The organism is Streptomyces sp. 12E (assembly GCF_055633275.1).
In genome coordinates, this window is record NZ_JBVNCJ010000001.1 from 3,500,965 (window position 1) to 3,514,891 (window position 13,927).

The 13,927-nt window shown below is 71.7% G+C and carries 18 protein-coding genes and 1 tRNA gene; 16 read left to right on the forward strand and 3 right to left on the reverse strand.

Going from position 1 to position 13,927, the window contains the following annotated elements; genetic code table 11:
- The first annotated feature begins 70 nt into the window (after positions 1-70).
- The 3 genes from ACZ8ZB_RS16255 to ACZ8ZB_RS16265 all read left to right on the forward strand — a co-directional run bounded on the left by ACZ8ZB_RS16255 (position 71) and on the right by ACZ8ZB_RS16265 (position 2,130).
- Entirely contained in the window at positions 71-793 is a 723-nt protein-coding gene (locus tag ACZ8ZB_RS16255) for a siderophore-interacting protein (RefSeq protein WP_470738438.1), read from the forward strand.
- 295 nt (positions 794-1,088) lie between these two features.
- On the forward strand, positions 1,089-1,385 hold the full coding sequence (locus ACZ8ZB_RS16260) for a type II toxin-antitoxin system VapB family antitoxin (RefSeq protein ID WP_003986294.1): 297 nt from the start codon (positions 1,089-1,091) through the stop codon (positions 1,383-1,385).
- A 136-nt stretch (positions 1,386-1,521) separates the two neighbouring features.
- Entirely contained in the window at positions 1,522-2,130 is a 609-nt protein-coding gene (locus ACZ8ZB_RS16265) for a LytR C-terminal domain-containing protein (protein ID WP_470741495.1), read from the forward strand.
- 37 nt (positions 2,131-2,167) lie between these two features.
- Here ACZ8ZB_RS16265 and upp read toward each other — a convergent pair whose 3' ends face one another.
- Positions 2,168-2,803, reverse strand: coding sequence for a uracil phosphoribosyltransferase (gene upp / locus ACZ8ZB_RS16270; RefSeq protein WP_217128816.1), 636 nt, complete (start codon positions 2,801-2,803; stop codon positions 2,168-2,170).
- A 138-nt stretch (positions 2,804-2,941) separates the two neighbouring features.
- On the opposite strand from upp, the gene ACZ8ZB_RS16275 reads away from it, so the two are divergent.
- The 8 genes from ACZ8ZB_RS16275 to ACZ8ZB_RS16310 all read left to right on the forward strand — a co-directional run bounded on the left by ACZ8ZB_RS16275 (position 2,942) and on the right by ACZ8ZB_RS16310 (position 7,434).
- The gene (locus ACZ8ZB_RS16275; RefSeq protein WP_470738439.1) at positions 2,942-3,145 is read left to right on the forward strand and encodes a hypothetical protein; all 204 of its coding nucleotides are present in this window, start codon (positions 2,942-2,944) and stop codon (positions 3,143-3,145) included.
- Between the two features lie 320 nt (positions 3,146-3,465).
- On the forward strand, positions 3,466-4,002 hold the full coding sequence (locus tag ACZ8ZB_RS16280; RefSeq protein WP_470741496.1) for a tRNA adenosine deaminase-associated protein: 537 nt from the start codon (positions 3,466-3,468) through the stop codon (positions 4,000-4,002).
- Between the two features lie 56 nt (positions 4,003-4,058).
- Positions 4,059-4,490, forward strand: a complete 432-nt coding sequence (gene tadA / locus ACZ8ZB_RS16285) for a tRNA adenosine(34) deaminase TadA (protein ID WP_470741497.1) — start codon at positions 4,059-4,061, stop codon at positions 4,488-4,490.
- Positions 4,491-4,535: 45 nt separating this feature from the next.
- A tRNA-Ser gene (locus ACZ8ZB_RS16290) sits at positions 4,536-4,620 on the forward strand.
- A gap of 91 nt (positions 4,621-4,711) precedes the next feature.
- On the forward strand, positions 4,712-4,888 hold the full coding sequence (locus ACZ8ZB_RS16295; RefSeq protein ID WP_470738440.1) for a hypothetical protein: 177 nt from the start codon (positions 4,712-4,714) through the stop codon (positions 4,886-4,888).
- Positions 4,888-5,181: a Dabb family protein gene (locus ACZ8ZB_RS16300; RefSeq protein ID WP_361746768.1), complete on the forward strand. Its 294-nt coding sequence runs from the start codon at positions 4,888-4,890 to the stop codon at positions 5,179-5,181. The genes ACZ8ZB_RS16295 and ACZ8ZB_RS16300 overlap by 1 nt, the downstream gene beginning before the upstream one ends.
- Before the next feature lie 176 nt (positions 5,182-5,357).
- Positions 5,358-6,284 (forward strand): RNA polymerase sigma factor SigF, encoded by a 927-nt coding sequence (locus ACZ8ZB_RS16305; RefSeq protein ID WP_470741498.1) that lies wholly within the window; start codon positions 5,358-5,360, stop codon positions 6,282-6,284.
- A gap of 247 nt (positions 6,285-6,531) precedes the next feature.
- Positions 6,532-7,434, forward strand: coding sequence for an RNA polymerase sigma factor SigF (locus ACZ8ZB_RS16310; protein ID WP_470738441.1), 903 nt, complete (start codon positions 6,532-6,534; stop codon positions 7,432-7,434).
- A gap of 217 nt (positions 7,435-7,651) precedes the next feature.
- Here the strand turns inward: ACZ8ZB_RS16310 and ACZ8ZB_RS16315 are convergent, their stop codons facing one another.
- A complete protein-coding gene (locus ACZ8ZB_RS16315) occupies positions 7,652-7,846 on the reverse strand; it encodes a hypothetical protein (protein WP_381226741.1) in 195 nt (64 codons plus the stop codon).
- Between the two features lie 285 nt (positions 7,847-8,131).
- Here ACZ8ZB_RS16315 and ACZ8ZB_RS16320 point away from each other — a divergent pair, with 285 nt between their 5' ends.
- From ACZ8ZB_RS16320 to ACZ8ZB_RS16330, 3 genes are all read left to right on the forward strand, one after another.
- The gene (locus ACZ8ZB_RS16320) at positions 8,132-8,623 is read left to right on the forward strand and encodes a MarR family winged helix-turn-helix transcriptional regulator (RefSeq protein ID WP_470738442.1); all 492 of its coding nucleotides are present in this window, start codon (positions 8,132-8,134) and stop codon (positions 8,621-8,623) included.
- A gap of 85 nt (positions 8,624-8,708) precedes the next feature.
- On the forward strand, positions 8,709-11,144 hold the full coding sequence (locus ACZ8ZB_RS16325) for an MFS transporter (RefSeq protein ID WP_470738443.1): 2,436 nt from the start codon (positions 8,709-8,711) through the stop codon (positions 11,142-11,144).
- 108 nt (positions 11,145-11,252) lie between these two features.
- Positions 11,253-12,074: a YceI family protein gene (locus ACZ8ZB_RS16330; RefSeq protein WP_470738444.1), complete on the forward strand. Its 822-nt coding sequence runs from the start codon at positions 11,253-11,255 to the stop codon at positions 12,072-12,074.
- An 8-nt stretch (positions 12,075-12,082) separates the two neighbouring features.
- Here the strand turns inward: ACZ8ZB_RS16330 and ACZ8ZB_RS16335 are convergent, their stop codons facing one another.
- Entirely contained in the window at positions 12,083-12,850 is a 768-nt protein-coding gene (locus tag ACZ8ZB_RS16335) for an ANTAR domain-containing protein (RefSeq protein WP_470741499.1), read from the reverse strand.
- Positions 12,851-13,053: 203 nt separating this feature from the next.
- On the opposite strand from ACZ8ZB_RS16335, the gene ACZ8ZB_RS16340 reads away from it, so the two are divergent.
- Together ACZ8ZB_RS16340 and ACZ8ZB_RS16345 are read left to right on the forward strand one after the other, a co-directional pair.
- Positions 13,054-13,410 carry an STAS domain-containing protein gene (locus ACZ8ZB_RS16340; protein WP_470738445.1) on the forward strand — a complete coding sequence of 119 codons (357 nt, stop codon included), beginning with the start codon at positions 13,054-13,056 and terminating at the stop codon, positions 13,408-13,410.
- Positions 13,411-13,419: 9 nt separating this feature from the next.
- The gene (locus ACZ8ZB_RS16345; protein ID WP_470738446.1) at positions 13,420-13,890 is read left to right on the forward strand and encodes a PPOX class F420-dependent oxidoreductase; all 471 of its coding nucleotides are present in this window, start codon (positions 13,420-13,422) and stop codon (positions 13,888-13,890) included.
- Positions 13,891-13,927: the final 37 nt, after the last annotated feature.

The following is a 13,927-nucleotide window of genomic DNA, read 5'->3' on the forward strand; positions in this document are numbered from 1 at the left end:
CTCATTTCCCATTAGGTTAGGCTCCCCTAAGTAAATCGTGGCGAAATCGTACGCGAAGGGTGAGGACACGATGGGGCAGGGGCGGGGCTGGGAGGGCGCGGTCCTCAAGTTGTTGCGCGCGAAGGACTTCGAGTTCACCGTGACCGGCACGGAGGACGTCACCGCCGACTACCGGCGGGTGCGCTTCACCGACGGAGGGATGCTGGCGGCGACCGGCGACCACCCGACGATGTGGGTGCGGCTGTGGTTCGACAACGCGGGCAGGCCGCACCAGCGGGCGTACACCCTGGTCGACCCCGACCCGGCGGCCGGTACCTTCAGCCTGGAGTTCGCACTGCACGAGGGGTGCGCCAGCGACTGGGCCAGGGCGGCGAAGCCCGGCGACACCATCGAGGCGACCGTGCAGGGCACGGGTTTCGAGGAGCCGGACCCCAGCCCCTCCCGCCTCTTCGCGATCGGCGACCCGGCCTCGCTGCCGGCGGTCAACTCGCTGCTCGGCGCGTTGTGCGCGACCCCGGCGACCGTCTGGTTCGAGGGCGCCCTCGACGGGCTGCCCTTCCGGGCCGACCCCGGCCGGATCGAGGTGCGCGAGGTGCCCAGGTCGGGGGCCGGGGCGGCGCTGCTCGAACGGGTCCGGGCCGAGCTGCCCGAGCTGCTGAGGTCCACCCCCGATCCGTATGTGTGGATCGCCTGCGACACCGCGACCACCCGCGCGCTGTCGGCGTTCGTGCGCAAGGAGCTGGGCGTGCCCAAGCAGCGGGTGAACGCGCTGGGGTACTGGCGCGCGGGCTGAGCCGGGACGCTCGGCGGGACGTCGCCGACGGCAGGGGGCCGGGGCCGTCGGCCGGGATCCGGGCGCGTGCGCGGGGCATGAGGGCCGCGGAGGGGGCCGGGAAGCGGACCGGAAGCCCCCTCGGGGAGGACGGACGACCGGCGGGGAGCCCCGGAATCGGTGTCCGGCGGCCCGGCCTCACGACCGGTCGTATCAGACCACCATCCCGTTTCGTCCGGTATTCGGGCGTCTTTTCCGGGGTCGCACTGCGTCGCCATGGCTGCGCCCGGAACACGTTGACCGGTAGGCTTTCCGTGTGATCTTCAAGCGCATCGGAAACGGCCGGCCGTACCCCGACCACGGCCGGGAAAGCACCCGGCAGTGGGCGGACGTCGCGCCGCGCCCGGTCCGCCTCGATCAGCTCGTGACGACCAAGCAGCAGCTCGACCTCGAGACCCTCCTCGCCGAGGACTCGACCTTCTACGGCGACCTCTTCGCGCACGTCGTGAAGTGGCAGGGCGATCTGTACCTGGAGGACGGGCTGCACCGCGCGGTGCGGGCCGCGCTCCAGCAGCGCCAGGTGCTGCACGCCCGCGTGCTCGAACTGGGCTGACGCCCGCCCCGCGTCCTCCCGCACGGCTCGGCGTGCCCCTTTCGGGTTGGACTGCACACGGTCGGATGATCATCTGGTATGCATTACCGCCCGAGCGCACTACGCTGCGCTCATGAGCATGCTCACTCCACCCGGCATGGGCGGCCAGTACCGGATCACGGGTGACAAGTACCCGCGGATGCGCCGCCCCCGGCGGCGCGGCAGGCTCGTCGGCCTCACCGTCGCCTCCGCGGCCGTGCTCGGTGTGGGCGGCTGGGGCACGCTCCAGCTCATCGACGTGTTCACCGGCGACGACTCCGCTCCCGCGAGCGGCACCAAGGCGGCCTGCGCCGACACGGTGAGCCGCACGGCCGCGCCGAAGGCGCTGCCCGCTCCCGGGACCATCACGGTCAACGTCCTCAACGCCACGACCCGCGGCGGACTCGCCCAGAAGACCGCCGACGAGCTGAAGAAGCGCGGCTTCAGGATCGGCGAGGTCGGCAACGCGACCGAGCAGTACGACAAGAAGGTCAAGGGCACCGGCGTGCTCCTCGGGCCCGCCACCGCCCTCGACACCACGCTGCCGGTGCTCGGCGCCCAGCTCGCCGGCGCCGAACACCGTACCGACCCCGCCCGCAAGGGCGCCGAGGTCGACCTGGTCATCGGCGACGGGTTCAAGGACCTGACGAAGAAGGCGGACGCCGACCGGGCCCTGACCGCACTGGCCGAGCCCGAGGCGACGCCCGCCCCGAAGAAGAACTGCTGAACCGGAGGAGGACCGCCGGGCCGCGGGAGCGCGGGACCTACTCCGCCGCCCCGTACATCCGGTCCCCGGCGTCGCCGAGGCCCGGCACGATGTAACCGTGCTCGTTGAGCCGCTCGTCGACCGACGCCGTCACCACCGTCACCGGGGTGCCGGCCAGCTCGCGCTCCATGACCTCGACGCCCTCGGGCGCGGCCAGCAGCACCACGGCGGTCACGTCGTCCGCGCCGCGCCGGATCAGCTCCTGGATCGCCGCGACCAGCGTGCCGCCGGTGGCGAGCATCGGGTCCAGGACGTAGACCTGGCGCCCGGAGAGGTCCTCCGGCATCCGGGTGGCGTACGTCGAGGCCTGCAGCGTCTCCTCGTTGCGGATCATGCCGAGGAAGCCCACCTCGGCGGTCGGCAGCAGCCGCACCATGCCGTCCAGCATGCCGAGGCCGGCCCGCAGGATCGGCACCACCAGCGGGCGCGGGTGGGAGAGCTTGACACCCGTGGTCCGCTCGACCGGCGTCTGGATGTCGACCTGTTCGGTGCGCACGTCGCGCGTGGCCTCGTAGGCGAGCAGGGTGACCAGTTCGTCGGCGAGACGGCGGAAGGTCGCGGAGTCGGTGCGCTGGTCGCGCAGCGTGGTGAGCTTGTGGGCGACCAGGGGGTGGTCGACGACGTGGAGACGCATGGCGTCAACATTAACCGGGCCCGGTGGGCCCGGCGTCCCCCGCACACGGCAAGCGCTCTCCACCCCCGTCGCTCCTTCGTTGGCGTCAAACCGCCCGACCGGGGGAAGGTGGGAAGGACGGACTGGGGTGGTGAACCAATGCCTGAGCAGGACGACCGAGACGTTCCGTCACCGCGCGGGACACCCGATCCGGCGGAGACGGAGGCCGAGCGGCGGCGCCGCCGCGCCCGGTTCCTGCGCGAACTCGCCGAGGCCCGGGCACTGCGCGACCGGGTCCAGCCGCGCCGCGCCAAGGCCGCCCGGCTGCGCCACGCGATGCGCATGCGCACCTTCCGCTGGTAGCCGGCAGCGGGAAAATCCCACCCGGCCGCGGGAAGATCGCGCCACACCCACACGTTTGCCGAAGTGCCCGTGCGGGGAAGGCGCGTGAGTCCGCGTACGATCCGCACGTGGCGGCAAGGAGTGCGCTGGTGGGTCCTGCGCGGGCGCACTCGGCTCACTACGATCGAAATGCCGGACACAGGGAGCCGAAGACGTCCCCTGATGGCCTTGTTTCTGCCACGATTCCGAGTGGGTGGGGCTCGAAGCACCGTCCCCCGCCCGCGACACCTCCGCCGGGGGGACCCCCAACCGGCACGCCTATGAACAGTGGGAGAGTCACGGTGTACTTCGCCGCACTGCTCGCGCGCACCGAAGACGGGTGGGAAGCGAGCGACACGGAGCTCGATGATGTGGAAACCCTGCCGGATCTGGCCGACCTCGCCCGGGAGGCCTCTCCCGACGAGGACACGGTGCTCGTGCTGATCGAGCAGGAGGGCGGCTGGTTCGGCGTCGTCCGCGTGGACGGCGAGGAGGACCCCCGGGTCTACGTCTCCGACGCCGCGGCCGCCGCCCGCAGCGGCTACGGCGAGATCCTGCTCACCGACGAGCTGCTCGGCCGGGAACCCGGGGACGGCGGCCCCGACCTGGACGCCCTCGACCTCGACGGCACCGAGGACGGTGACCCGGACGACGACACCGGCGTCGGCGCCGCGTCCGCCGGCGGCGCCGACGCCGTGCCGCACGGCCCGGTCGGTGACGCGCAGATCCTGGAGGACCTGGGCGTGAGCGAGAAGGAGTTGCGTTCGCTGACCGAGGACGCCGTCACCGAGATCGCCGACGCCCTGGGCGCCTCGGAGGTCCTGGAGACCGTCCGCTGACCGTGCGGGACGCACCGGGACCGCCGGACCCGGTGCGCGACCCCTGGCGGCCCGCGATGCGGCTCGCCCTGGACGAGGCCGAACGGGCCGTCCGGGGCGGGGACGTCCCCGTCGGCGCCGTCGTGCTGGCCCCGGACGGCGCCACCGTGCTGGCCGCCGCCCACAACGAGCGCGAGGCCGCCGCCGACCCCACGGCTCACGCGGAGGTCCTCGCCGTCCGGCGGGCCGCCGCGCGACTCGGGGAGTGGCGGCTGTCCGGCTGCACCCTGGTGGTGACGCTGGAGCCGTGCACGATGTGCGCGGGCGCGGTCCAGCAGTCGCGGGTGGACCGGGTGGTCTACGGCGCCCGGGACGAGAAGGCGGGCGCGGTCGGCTCGCTGTGGGACCTCGTCCGCGACCGGCGGCTCAACCACCGTCCCGAAGTGATCGAGGGCGTACTCGCCGACGAGTGCGCCCGGCGTCTCACGGAGTTCTTCCGGAACCGCTGAATACCGATTTCAAACCACGCCCCGCCTTGCTGTAAGGTCTCCCTCGGTAGCGTGTCCGAGCGGCCGAAGGAGCTCGCCTCGAAAGCGAGTGTGGCGCAAGTCACCGAGGGTTCAAATCCCTCCGCTACCGCCGGTGAAGGGCCCCGTCGTCAGACGGGGCCCTTCGTGCGATCATGGGCCCGCTCGATACTGATGTGACACCAGCGACAGAGGGGGCCGCGATGGCGGTGAACGCGAAGAAGATCGCCGTCTACATCCTCGTGGTCTTCGTGCTGTACCTGATCATCACGGACCCGGCCAAGGCCGCCGACTACGTCCAGATAGGGTTCGAGGGCATATCGGACGCCGCGAAGGCCGTCGGCGACTTCATGACCTGGTTGGCCAACGGAGGAAAGTGATGATCCGCCACCTGGTGCTCTTCCGGCTGAACGAGGGCGTCGAGCGCGACGACCCGAGGGTCGTGGAGGGCGTGGAGGCCTTCCGTTCCCTGGGCGGCAGGATCCCGGAGATCCGCTTCTGGGAGTGCGCCTGGAACATCAGCGACCGTCCCATCGCCTACGACTTCGCCATCAACTCGGCGTTCGAGGACGCGGAAGCGCTGCGCCGGTACGTGGAGCACCCCGAGCACCAGGCGGGCGTCGGGCTGTGGCGCGAGTTCGCCACGTGGGTGATCGCCGACTACGAGTTCTGACACTCCGCCCCGGGAACCCCTCGCCACGACGGCGGGGGGTTCCGTCGTGCGGTACGTCCGCTTCCATCACCCAACACGGAATATGCGGTGCTTGCGCACAGTGAGTCAGTCTTGTGATGCTATGACCGCTTTTGACGGATGGGTTGACGAGCGATGTGAGCGATGAAGAGGTGGCGTTGACCGTGCCGGCCAGTACTGCGCCGCCCCAGGACGAGGTGTCCCCCGACGCGGTCCAGGCCCCGTCCTCCCCCGATCCCTCCCCTCCCGGCCCCTCCTCCCCCGGCCCCTCCTCCCCCGATCCGGACGCGACCGCCGACCAGCCGGTGAGCCCCGCCAAGCGGCGCGGCGCCGACACCCGGGCCCTGACGCAGCTGCTCTTCGCCCAGCTCAAGGAGCTGGAGCCGGGCGCGCCGGAGCACACCCGGGTGCGCGCCGCGCTCATCGAGGCCAATCTGCCTCTGGTGCGCTACGCCGCCGCCCGCTTCCGCTCCCGCAACGAGCCGATGGAGGACGTCGTCCAGGTCGGCACCATCGGGCTGATCAACGCCATCGACCGCTTCGATCCGGACCGGGGCGTGCAGTTCCCGACGTTCGCGATGCCGACGGTGGTCGGCGAGATCAAGCGGTACTTCCGGGACAACGTCCGCACCGTCCACGTACCGCGCCGGCTGCACGAGCTGTGGGTGCAGGTCAACAGCGCGACCGAGGACCTGACGACCGCCTTCGGGCGCTCCCCGTCGACCTCCGAGATCGCCCAGCGGCTGCGCATCACCGAGGAGGAGGTGCTGTCCTGCATCGAGGCCGGACGGTCGTACCACGCCACCTCGCTGGAGGCCGCGCAGGAGGGTGACGGGATGCCCGGACTGCTGGACCGGCTGGGATACGAGGATCCCGCCCTGGACGGCGTCGAGCACCGCGACCTCGTCCGGCACCTGCTGGTCCAGCTGCCCGAGCGGGAGCAGCGCATCCTGCTGCTGCGTTACTACAGCAATCTCACCCAGTCGCAGATCAGTGCGGAACTCGGCGTCTCGCAGATGCACGTGTCCCGTCTACTGGCGCGTAGCTTCCAGCGGCTGCGATCCGCAAACAGGATCGAGGCGTAACCGTGAAGAGCGAATCGCCCAACGGTGCCGTTCTGTGCGTTTCTGAGCCGAAAGCCTGTCAGACCCCTTGTTTCCAGGGCTGATTCACATCTCAGATGTCGACATGTCACTACAGCGCGTTGCCGACATGTGACATTCTGCGGGAAGCGCGTTTGCCGGAGCCTCGGCGCCGGTATTCCAGGTGATGGCTGCGTTCCTCGATCGGGGAGCGTCCGCCGCGACCGTCCCGCGACCCAAAGGGGGTGGCATGTCCGCAGAACAGGGCAGCTCGAAGGTGCTCACGCTCGCGGAGAGCGAGACAGCTCCCCATGCTCTCGACGCACTCGGCCCCATCGACGAGGGCCCGGCCCTCCCGACCACGCCCGCTCCGGAGCTCCCGGACACGGCGGCCCTCGACACCCGCACCCTGTCCCGCTCCCTGTTCCTGCGGCTGGCCGCGCTGGACGAGGACAGCCCGGAGCGTGCCTACGTCCGGGACACCCTGATCGAGCTCAACCTGCCGCTGGTGCGGTACGCGGCGGCGCGGTTCCGCTCGCGCAACGAGCCGATGGAGGACATCGTCCAGGTCGGCACCATCGGGCTGATCAAGGCGATCGACCGCTTCGACTGCGAACGGGGCGTGGAGTTCCCGACGTTCGCGATGCCGACGGTGGTCGGCGAGATCAAGCGGTTCTTCCGCGACACCTCGTGGTCGGTGCGGGTGCCGCGCCGGCTGCAGGAGCTGCGCCTGGCGCTGACGAAGGCCGGCGACGAGCTCTCCCAGAAACTGGACCGCTCCCCGACGGTTCCCGAACTCGCCGCCGTGCTGGGCGTGTCGGAGGAGGACGTCGTCGACGGCCTCGCGGTCGGCAACGCGTACACGGCGTCCTCGCTGGACTCCCCCGCCCCCGAGGACGACGGCGGCGAGGGCTCGCTCGCCGACCGCCTCGGCTACGAGGACACGGCGCTGGAGGGCGTGGAGTACCGGGAGTCGCTCAAGCCGCTGCTGGCCAAGCTGCCGCCCCGGGAGCGGCGGATCATCATGCTGCGCTTCTTCGCCAACATGACCCAGTCGCAGATCGGCGAGGAGGTCGGCATCTCCCAGATGCACGTCTCTCGGCTGCTCACCCGCACGCTCGCCCAGCTGCGGGAGGGCCTCATCGCGGACTGAGGCACGACAGCAGGCGGAGCGCCCGAGGGACGTTCCGCGCGTGACATCGGTTTCGTGGCCGCCGGGGCGCCCCGTACGGGCGCAACGGCGGCCGCCGCGTTCCCCGGTGCCCGCGCACGCGCCGGGCCGCCGCCGTCACGCCGGCGCGGACCGCGGCGGCGGTGTGCCGGCGTGAACCGCGGCGCCGGGCCCGCGTCGGCGCGGCCCCCGGGACGTGCTACTTCAGCGCGAGCCAGGCCACCGCGGCGACGACCGCCACGGCGACGACGATGCCGACGATCAGGCCGATCCGCGGGCCGCCGCCGGTCGCGGCGGCCTGCCGGCCCTGGGGTTCCTCGTCGACGAACGCGCGGAACATCTGGGTGCTGCCGGCGGGGTCGTAGTTGCCCTGCGGGCCCTGGGAGTTAGCCATGTCCCGAGACCCTAGCGAATGCCCGGTGAGGCGCCCAAGCGGGGGCGCGGACCGGGCGCCGTACGGTGCGGGCCGGTGCCGGGGAGCGGCTTCCCGACAGGGTCCGGAGGACGGCCCCCGGAGACCGGTGAACGGCCCGGAGGGGGCGGACAGAACCCGGACCTGCGGGTTTACTTTCGCTATTACTTGCCTTTGCCAAGTTTTTGAGCCGGGAGGCCCATTTTTATTTGCCTGCAGCAACCATCCATTTCTATCGTTGCCCTAAGCAATCAAGCGGGAGGTGTCATGGCCGAGCAGGCGCGGTACGAGGAGCTGGTACGACAGTTCAGCGCCTTCGGCGCCGTCAAACGGGAAATGAACCGGATCATGCCGGCCGACTGCCCCAGCGGCTCCGCCGCCGTGCTGGCGCTGCTCGGCCGCCACGGCGACATGCGCATGAGCAAGCTCGCCGAACTGCTGTCCGTGGACATGTCGGTCACCAGCCGCCACGCCGCCCATCTGGCCGAGCGCGGCTGGATCGAGCGGTTCCCCGACCCCACCGACAAGCGGTCCCGCATCCTGCGCCTCACCGCCGCCGGCCAGACCCGGCTCGACGAGCTGTTCCGGCGGACCACCCAGCTCCTCGCGGAACGCCTGGACGACTGGTCCGACGACGAGGTCGGCCGGCTCACCCAGCTGATGGCCCGGCTCAGGGACAGCTTCAGCGACTGCCGCACGGTGCCCCGTCCGGCGCCTCCCGCTCTCGAACGGACCACCCGTACACCCGCAAGCGCGTAAGAGAAGGAAGTCCATGGCAACGACCACACCGAACGGTGTGCGGGCTCATGCCAAGCACGGGGGAGGCTCCTCCACAGACGCTCCGATGACCCATCGGCAGATCATGGAGGCGCTCTCCGGGCTGTTGCTCGGCATGTTCTGCGCCATCCTGTCGTCGACCATCGTCACCAACGCCCTGCCCGAGATCGTCTCCGACCTCGGCGGCGGCCAGAGCGCCTACACCTGGGTCGTCACCGCCTCGCTGCTGACGATGACCGCCTCCACCCCCCTGTGGGGCAAGCTCGCCGACCTCACCAGCAAGAAGGTCCTGGTCCAGTCAGCACTGGTCGTCTTCGTCATCGGCTCCGTCGTGGCCGGCCTGGCACAGAACCCGGCGATGCTGATCACCGCCCGCGCCATCCAGGGCCTCGGCGGCGGTGGTCTGTCCGCCCTGGCGCAGATCATCATGGCCGCGATGATCTCCCCGCGTGAACGCGGGCGCTACTCCGGCTACCTGGGCGCCACCTTCGCCGTCGCGACCGTCGGCGGCCCGCTGCTCGGCGGCGTCATCACCGACACCAGCTGGCTCGGCTGGCGCTGGTGCCTCTACGTCGGCGTGCCCTTCGCGATCATCGCGCTGATCGTGCTGCAGAAGACGCTGAACCTGCCCGTGGTCAAGCGGAAGGTCAAGGTCGACTGGGCCGGCGCCTTCTTCGTCACCGCGGCCGTCTGCCTGCTCCTCGTCTGGGTCACCTTCGCCGACGACAAGTACGACTGGATGTCCTGGCAGACGGGCGTCATGGTCGGCGGCTCGATCGTGCTGACGCTGATCTTCCTCTTCGTCGAGTCGCGGGCGAGCGAGCCGATCATCCCGCTGCGCCTGTTCAGGAACCGCACCATCACCCTGGCCTCGCTGGCCTCGCTGTTCGTCGGCATCGCGATGTTCGCGGGCACCGTCTACTTCAGCCAGTACTTCCAGCTGGCCCGGGACAAGTCCCCGACGATGTCGGGCGTCATGACCATCCCGATGATCGGCGGCCTGTTCATATCGTCCACGGTCTCCGGCATCATCATCACCAGGACCGGCAAGTGGAAGAGCTGGCTGCTGGCCGGCGGCGTCCTGCTGACGGCGGGCCTGGGCCTGCTCGGCACCATGCGCTACGACACCCCCTACTGGCACATCGGCGTCTTCATGGCGCTCATGGGTCTCGGCGTCGGCATGATGATGCAGAACCTGGTCCTGTGCACGCAGAACCAGGTGGACCCCGGCGACCTGGGCGCGGCCTCCTCCGTCGTGACCTTCTTCCGGTCCCTCGGCGGCGCGGTGGGCGTCTCCGTGCTCGGCTCGGTCATGTCCAGCCGGATCAGCGGCTACGCCCAGGACACCATCGGACAGCTCAAACCGCAGGAGCAGGCGGCGGCCGCCAAGACCTCCGGCAGCGGCATGATCCCCGACATGGACCTGCTGCCCCCGTCCATCCGCACCTGGCTGGAGAGCGCCTACGGGCACGGCATCGCCGACATCTTCCTGTACGTCACGCCGGTCGCCCTGCTCGCCTTCCTGGTGACGCTGTTCATCAAGGAGGTCCCGCTGCGGACCTCGGGCGCGCAGGCCCAGGCCGCGCAGGCCCCGGACGCGGAGGCCCCGGACGGGGCCGCCCCGACGGCGCCGGCGCCCTCCGCCGCCTCGGACGCCCCGCTCGCCGGGGCCGCGGCGACGCAGCGGCCCACCGCCGTCGCCACGGCGACCGGCCCCGGTGAGCCGGGGGCGCCCGCCTCCGGCGGCATCCCGGTGCGCGGCTTCGTGCGGGGCGCCGACAGCGCGCCCGTGCCGCGGGCGGCCGTCACGCTGATCTCGCTGGGCGGGCGTCAGCTGGGCCGTTCGGTGGCGCAGGCCGACGGCGCGTACGCGGTGGACGCGCCCGGGGCCGGGTCGTACGTGCTGATCGCCGCCGCCGACGGCCACCAGCCGCAGGCGTCCACGGTCGTGGTGAACGGCGAGCCGGTCGCCTACGACATCCTGCTCAGCGGCACCAGTGGGCTGGCCGGACTGGTCCGCACGGCCGGCACCGGGCTGCCGGTGCCGGACGCCATGGTGATCGTCACCGATGTGCGCGGGGATCTGCTGGCCACCGGGAGCACCGGTGAGCAGGGCGAGTTCTCGTTCGCCGAGCTGGTGCCGGGCGCGGTGACCGTGGCGGTGAACGCCGCCGGGTACCGGCCGCGCGCCCTGCCCGTCGAGGTGGGCGGCGCCGGGGTCACCCGGGTCGAGGTCGGCCTGGAGACCGGCGCCCGGGTGCGCGGGGTGGTCCGCGCCCCGCACGGGCCGCTGGCCGACGCCCGGGTCACCCTGGTCGACGCGGCCGGCAACGTGGCCGGCACCGCGACGACCGGCGCGGACGGGGCGTACGCCTTCGCCGATCTGGACGGCGGCGAGTACACCGTGATCGCCACGGGCTACCCGCCGGTGGCGACGGCGCTGACGGTCACCGGCACCGGTGTCGACGACCACGACATCGAGCTCGCCCACCCGGGCGAGTAGCGAAACCCCGGCCCGTGGCGGGCGGGCGCGTCCTGTAGCGGAGACGCGCCCCCGCCACGGGCCGGTCCCATCAGGTCGTTCTGTACGTGTTTGCAGGGAGAGAACGGGATGTCACTGACCGCGAGGATCCGTACCCGGGACGGATGGGCCGTGTCGCACGCGGTCGTCACCGTGGCCGACGGGACCGGCACGCAGGTGCTGCGCGCCGAGGCGGACCCCGAGGGCACGGTGCGGGACACCACCGCGCTGGCGCCGGGGGCGTACACCGTGATCGTCACCGCGGTCGGGTACGCGCCCGCCGCCGCCAGCGCGATCGTCACCGCGAGCGGGCGGGCCGAGGTGGGGACGGTGACGCTGGCCCGGCAGGGCGGCACCGAGCTGCCGCCGCCGGGACCGTGGACCGTGGACCCGGCGCACTCGAGCGTGGCGGCCGTCGCCCAGCACCTGGGCATCTCCAGCGTGCGGGGCCGGTTCACCGAGTTCGCGGCCATGGTGGAGATCGCGCCGGAGGACGTCACCACGTCGCGGGTCGAGGCGGTGATCCGGGCGGCGTCCATCGACACCGGCAACGGGATGCGCGACGCCCACCTGCGGTCCCCGGACTTCCTGGACGTCGAGCGGTACCCGGAGATCACGTACCGGTCCACCGGTCTGTCCGAGGCGGGTTCCGACCGCTGGACGGTCCACGGCGAACTGTCCATGCGGGGGGTGGTCCGGCCCGTCGACCTGGACCTGGCCTACCTCGGCACCGGGGCGGACCCCTGGGGCGGCACCCGGGCGGCCTTCCGCGCCACGGCCGAACTGCGGCGCGAGGACTTCGCGATGAACTACAACCAGGTCGTCCAGGCCGGCATCGCGGCCATCGGCGCCACCCTCCGGGTGGAGCTGGACGTCCAGGCCGTCCAGGGGGCGTCGCTCCCGGCCGCGTGAGGCTCCCGTCAGGGGGCGCCGTGCGGGTCGACGATGCGGCGGGCGAGGTCGCGCAGTTTGACGTTCTCCCGCTGCGAGGCCCGCACCAGGCTGTCGAAGGCGCCGGCCGCGTCGATGTCCATGCGCTCCATGAGGATGCCGGTGGCCTGGCCGATCAGGTCCCGGGTGCGCATGGCCTCGGTGAGCTGCTCGCGCACGGTGGCGGAGTCGAGGGCGATGCCGACGTGCGCGGTGAACAGCCGGCCGATCCGCAGCGCGGTCTCGTCGAAGGCGCGCGGTTTGCGGGCGTAGGCGGTGAGCACGGTCAGCCGGCGGCGGTCGGCCCGCAGCCGCAGCGACAGCACGGACCGCAGGCCGAGTCCGGCCAGCGCGCCGTCGCCCTCGCCGTTCTCGCTGTCCTCGACCTCGGCCACGGGGGCGGTCCACAGACGGTGCCAGTACGGCCGGTGCCCGGCCTCGGGGTCGCCGCCCTCCTCGGCGGTGCGCACGACGTCGTCGGTCCAGGCGAGCGTGGAGCGCCGGTTGTCCCGTTCCACGACGGAGATGCCCGCGTGGTCGGCGCCCGGCACGAGGTCGACCGCGAGACGGACCGCGGTCTCCAGGGCGCTCTCCGGAGTGGAGGTCTCGTGCAGTCGCCGTGCCGCTTCCGTGAGCGCTTCCGCCAGCTCCAACCCAGCCGGGAAACGGGGCAAATCAGAAAACCGGGACGTAGCCACCACGAACCTCTTCGGCGTGCACGGCACCGCGGCCGTGCGCAGGAGAGCTCCGCAGCACATTCCCGACTGCGAGCAAAGGACGCACAGAACTCTATCCGTTCGGTTGCGATGAGGTGACGTCCGGACCTGCGGTGCCGACATCCGGGCCGGTCGCCTCCCCGGTCCGCTTCCACCGGCGCCCTCCGGCGTGGTGCAATGGGCGGGCGGGTCAGGAAGCGGCCTTACCGAAATCCCGGACGACACACGTCTGCCAGGTGAGCGCCGTGCCCTTCCCGCCGAACCCCTCCGAGCCGCGTGGCCTGTCCGCGCACGCCCTGCTCCGGCTCCCTCCGGAGATCGACGCCTCCAACGCCGGGGACCTCCTCGGCGTCATCGTCTCCGGGACGCGTACCGGCGACGGCCGGCAGCCCCGGGTCCTGGTCCTCGACCTCACCGCGACCCTGTTCATGGATTCCCAGGGCGTCCGCCTCATCAACGACGTACGCCGGCTGCTGCGTCCCGCCACCCGCGTGTACGTGGTGGCTTGCCCGGACAGCGCGGCGGGCCGTGTGCTGGAACTGACCGGCCTGCGCCGCGACGTCCCCGTGTACGACAACCTCCCGGAGGCCATGGCGGCCTAGGCTGACGCCATGGCACCCGACATCGCGACGAACACCCGTGTCTCCCTCGACGAACTGCTGGACTTCGTACGGCCCCGGCACCGGGCGATCCTGCTCACCCGGCGGGCCGACGGCGGACCCCAGGGCTCGCCGCTGACCTGCGGGGTCGACGACTCGGGGCGGATCGTGGTCTCCACGTACCCCGAGCGCGCCAAGACCCGCAACGCCAAGCGGGACGGCCGGGTGAGCCTGATCGTCCTCAGCGACGAGTGGAACGGGCCGTGGGTGCAGATCGACGGCACCGCCGAGGTGATCGACTCGCCCGAGTCCGTGGAGCCGCTGGTGGAGTACTACCGGAACATCGCCGGCGAGCACCCGGACTGGGACGAGTACCGCGCCGCCATGGTCAAGCAGGGCAAGTCGATCATCCGGATCACTCCGGAGCGCTGGGGCCCGGTGGCGACCGGCGGTTTCCCGGCGCGGCTGGTCGAGGAGGAGTAGGTGAGGGCGGTGACACGGGATGTCACCGCCCTCGACC

What these genes read in the sequence shown, in the direction of transcription:
- ACZ8ZB_RS16255 (WP_470738438.1), top strand. Translation starts at nt 71, where the DNA reads ATGGGGCAGGGGCGGGGCTGGGAGGGCGCGGTCCTCAAGTTGTTGCGC.
- ACZ8ZB_RS16265 (WP_470741495.1), top strand. Translation starts at nt 1,522, where the DNA reads ATGGGCGGCCAGTACCGGATCACGGGTGACAAGTACCCGCGGATGCGC.
- upp (WP_217128816.1), bottom strand. Translation starts at nt 2,803, where the DNA reads ATGCGTCTCCACGTCGTCGACCACCCCCTGGTCGCCCACAAGCTCACC.
- ACZ8ZB_RS16275 (WP_470738439.1), top strand. Translation starts at nt 2,942, where the DNA reads ATGCCTGAGCAGGACGACCGAGACGTTCCGTCACCGCGCGGGACACCC.
- tadA (WP_470741497.1), top strand. Translation starts at nt 4,059, where the DNA reads ATGCGGCTCGCCCTGGACGAGGCCGAACGGGCCGTCCGGGGCGGGGAC.
- ACZ8ZB_RS16295 (WP_470738440.1), top strand. Translation starts at nt 4,712, where the DNA reads ATGGCGGTGAACGCGAAGAAGATCGCCGTCTACATCCTCGTGGTCTTC.
- ACZ8ZB_RS16300 (WP_361746768.1), top strand. Translation starts at nt 4,888, where the DNA reads ATGATCCGCCACCTGGTGCTCTTCCGGCTGAACGAGGGCGTCGAGCGC.
- ACZ8ZB_RS16310 (WP_470738441.1), top strand. Translation starts at nt 6,532, where the DNA reads ATGTCCGCAGAACAGGGCAGCTCGAAGGTGCTCACGCTCGCGGAGAGC.
- ACZ8ZB_RS16315 (WP_381226741.1), bottom strand. Translation starts at nt 7,846, where the DNA reads ATGGCTAACTCCCAGGGCCCGCAGGGCAACTACGACCCCGCCGGCAGC.
- ACZ8ZB_RS16320 (WP_470738442.1), top strand. Translation starts at nt 8,132, where the DNA reads ATGGCCGAGCAGGCGCGGTACGAGGAGCTGGTACGACAGTTCAGCGCC.
- ACZ8ZB_RS16325 (WP_470738443.1), top strand. Translation starts at nt 8,709, where the DNA reads ATGACCCATCGGCAGATCATGGAGGCGCTCTCCGGGCTGTTGCTCGGC.
- ACZ8ZB_RS16330 (WP_470738444.1), top strand. Translation starts at nt 11,253, where the DNA reads ATGTCACTGACCGCGAGGATCCGTACCCGGGACGGATGGGCCGTGTCG.
- ACZ8ZB_RS16335 (WP_470741499.1), bottom strand. Translation starts at nt 12,850, where the DNA reads ATGTGCTGCGGAGCTCTCCTGCGCACGGCCGCGGTGCCGTGCACGCCG.
- ACZ8ZB_RS16345 (WP_470738446.1), top strand. Translation starts at nt 13,420, where the DNA reads ATGGCACCCGACATCGCGACGAACACCCGTGTCTCCCTCGACGAACTG.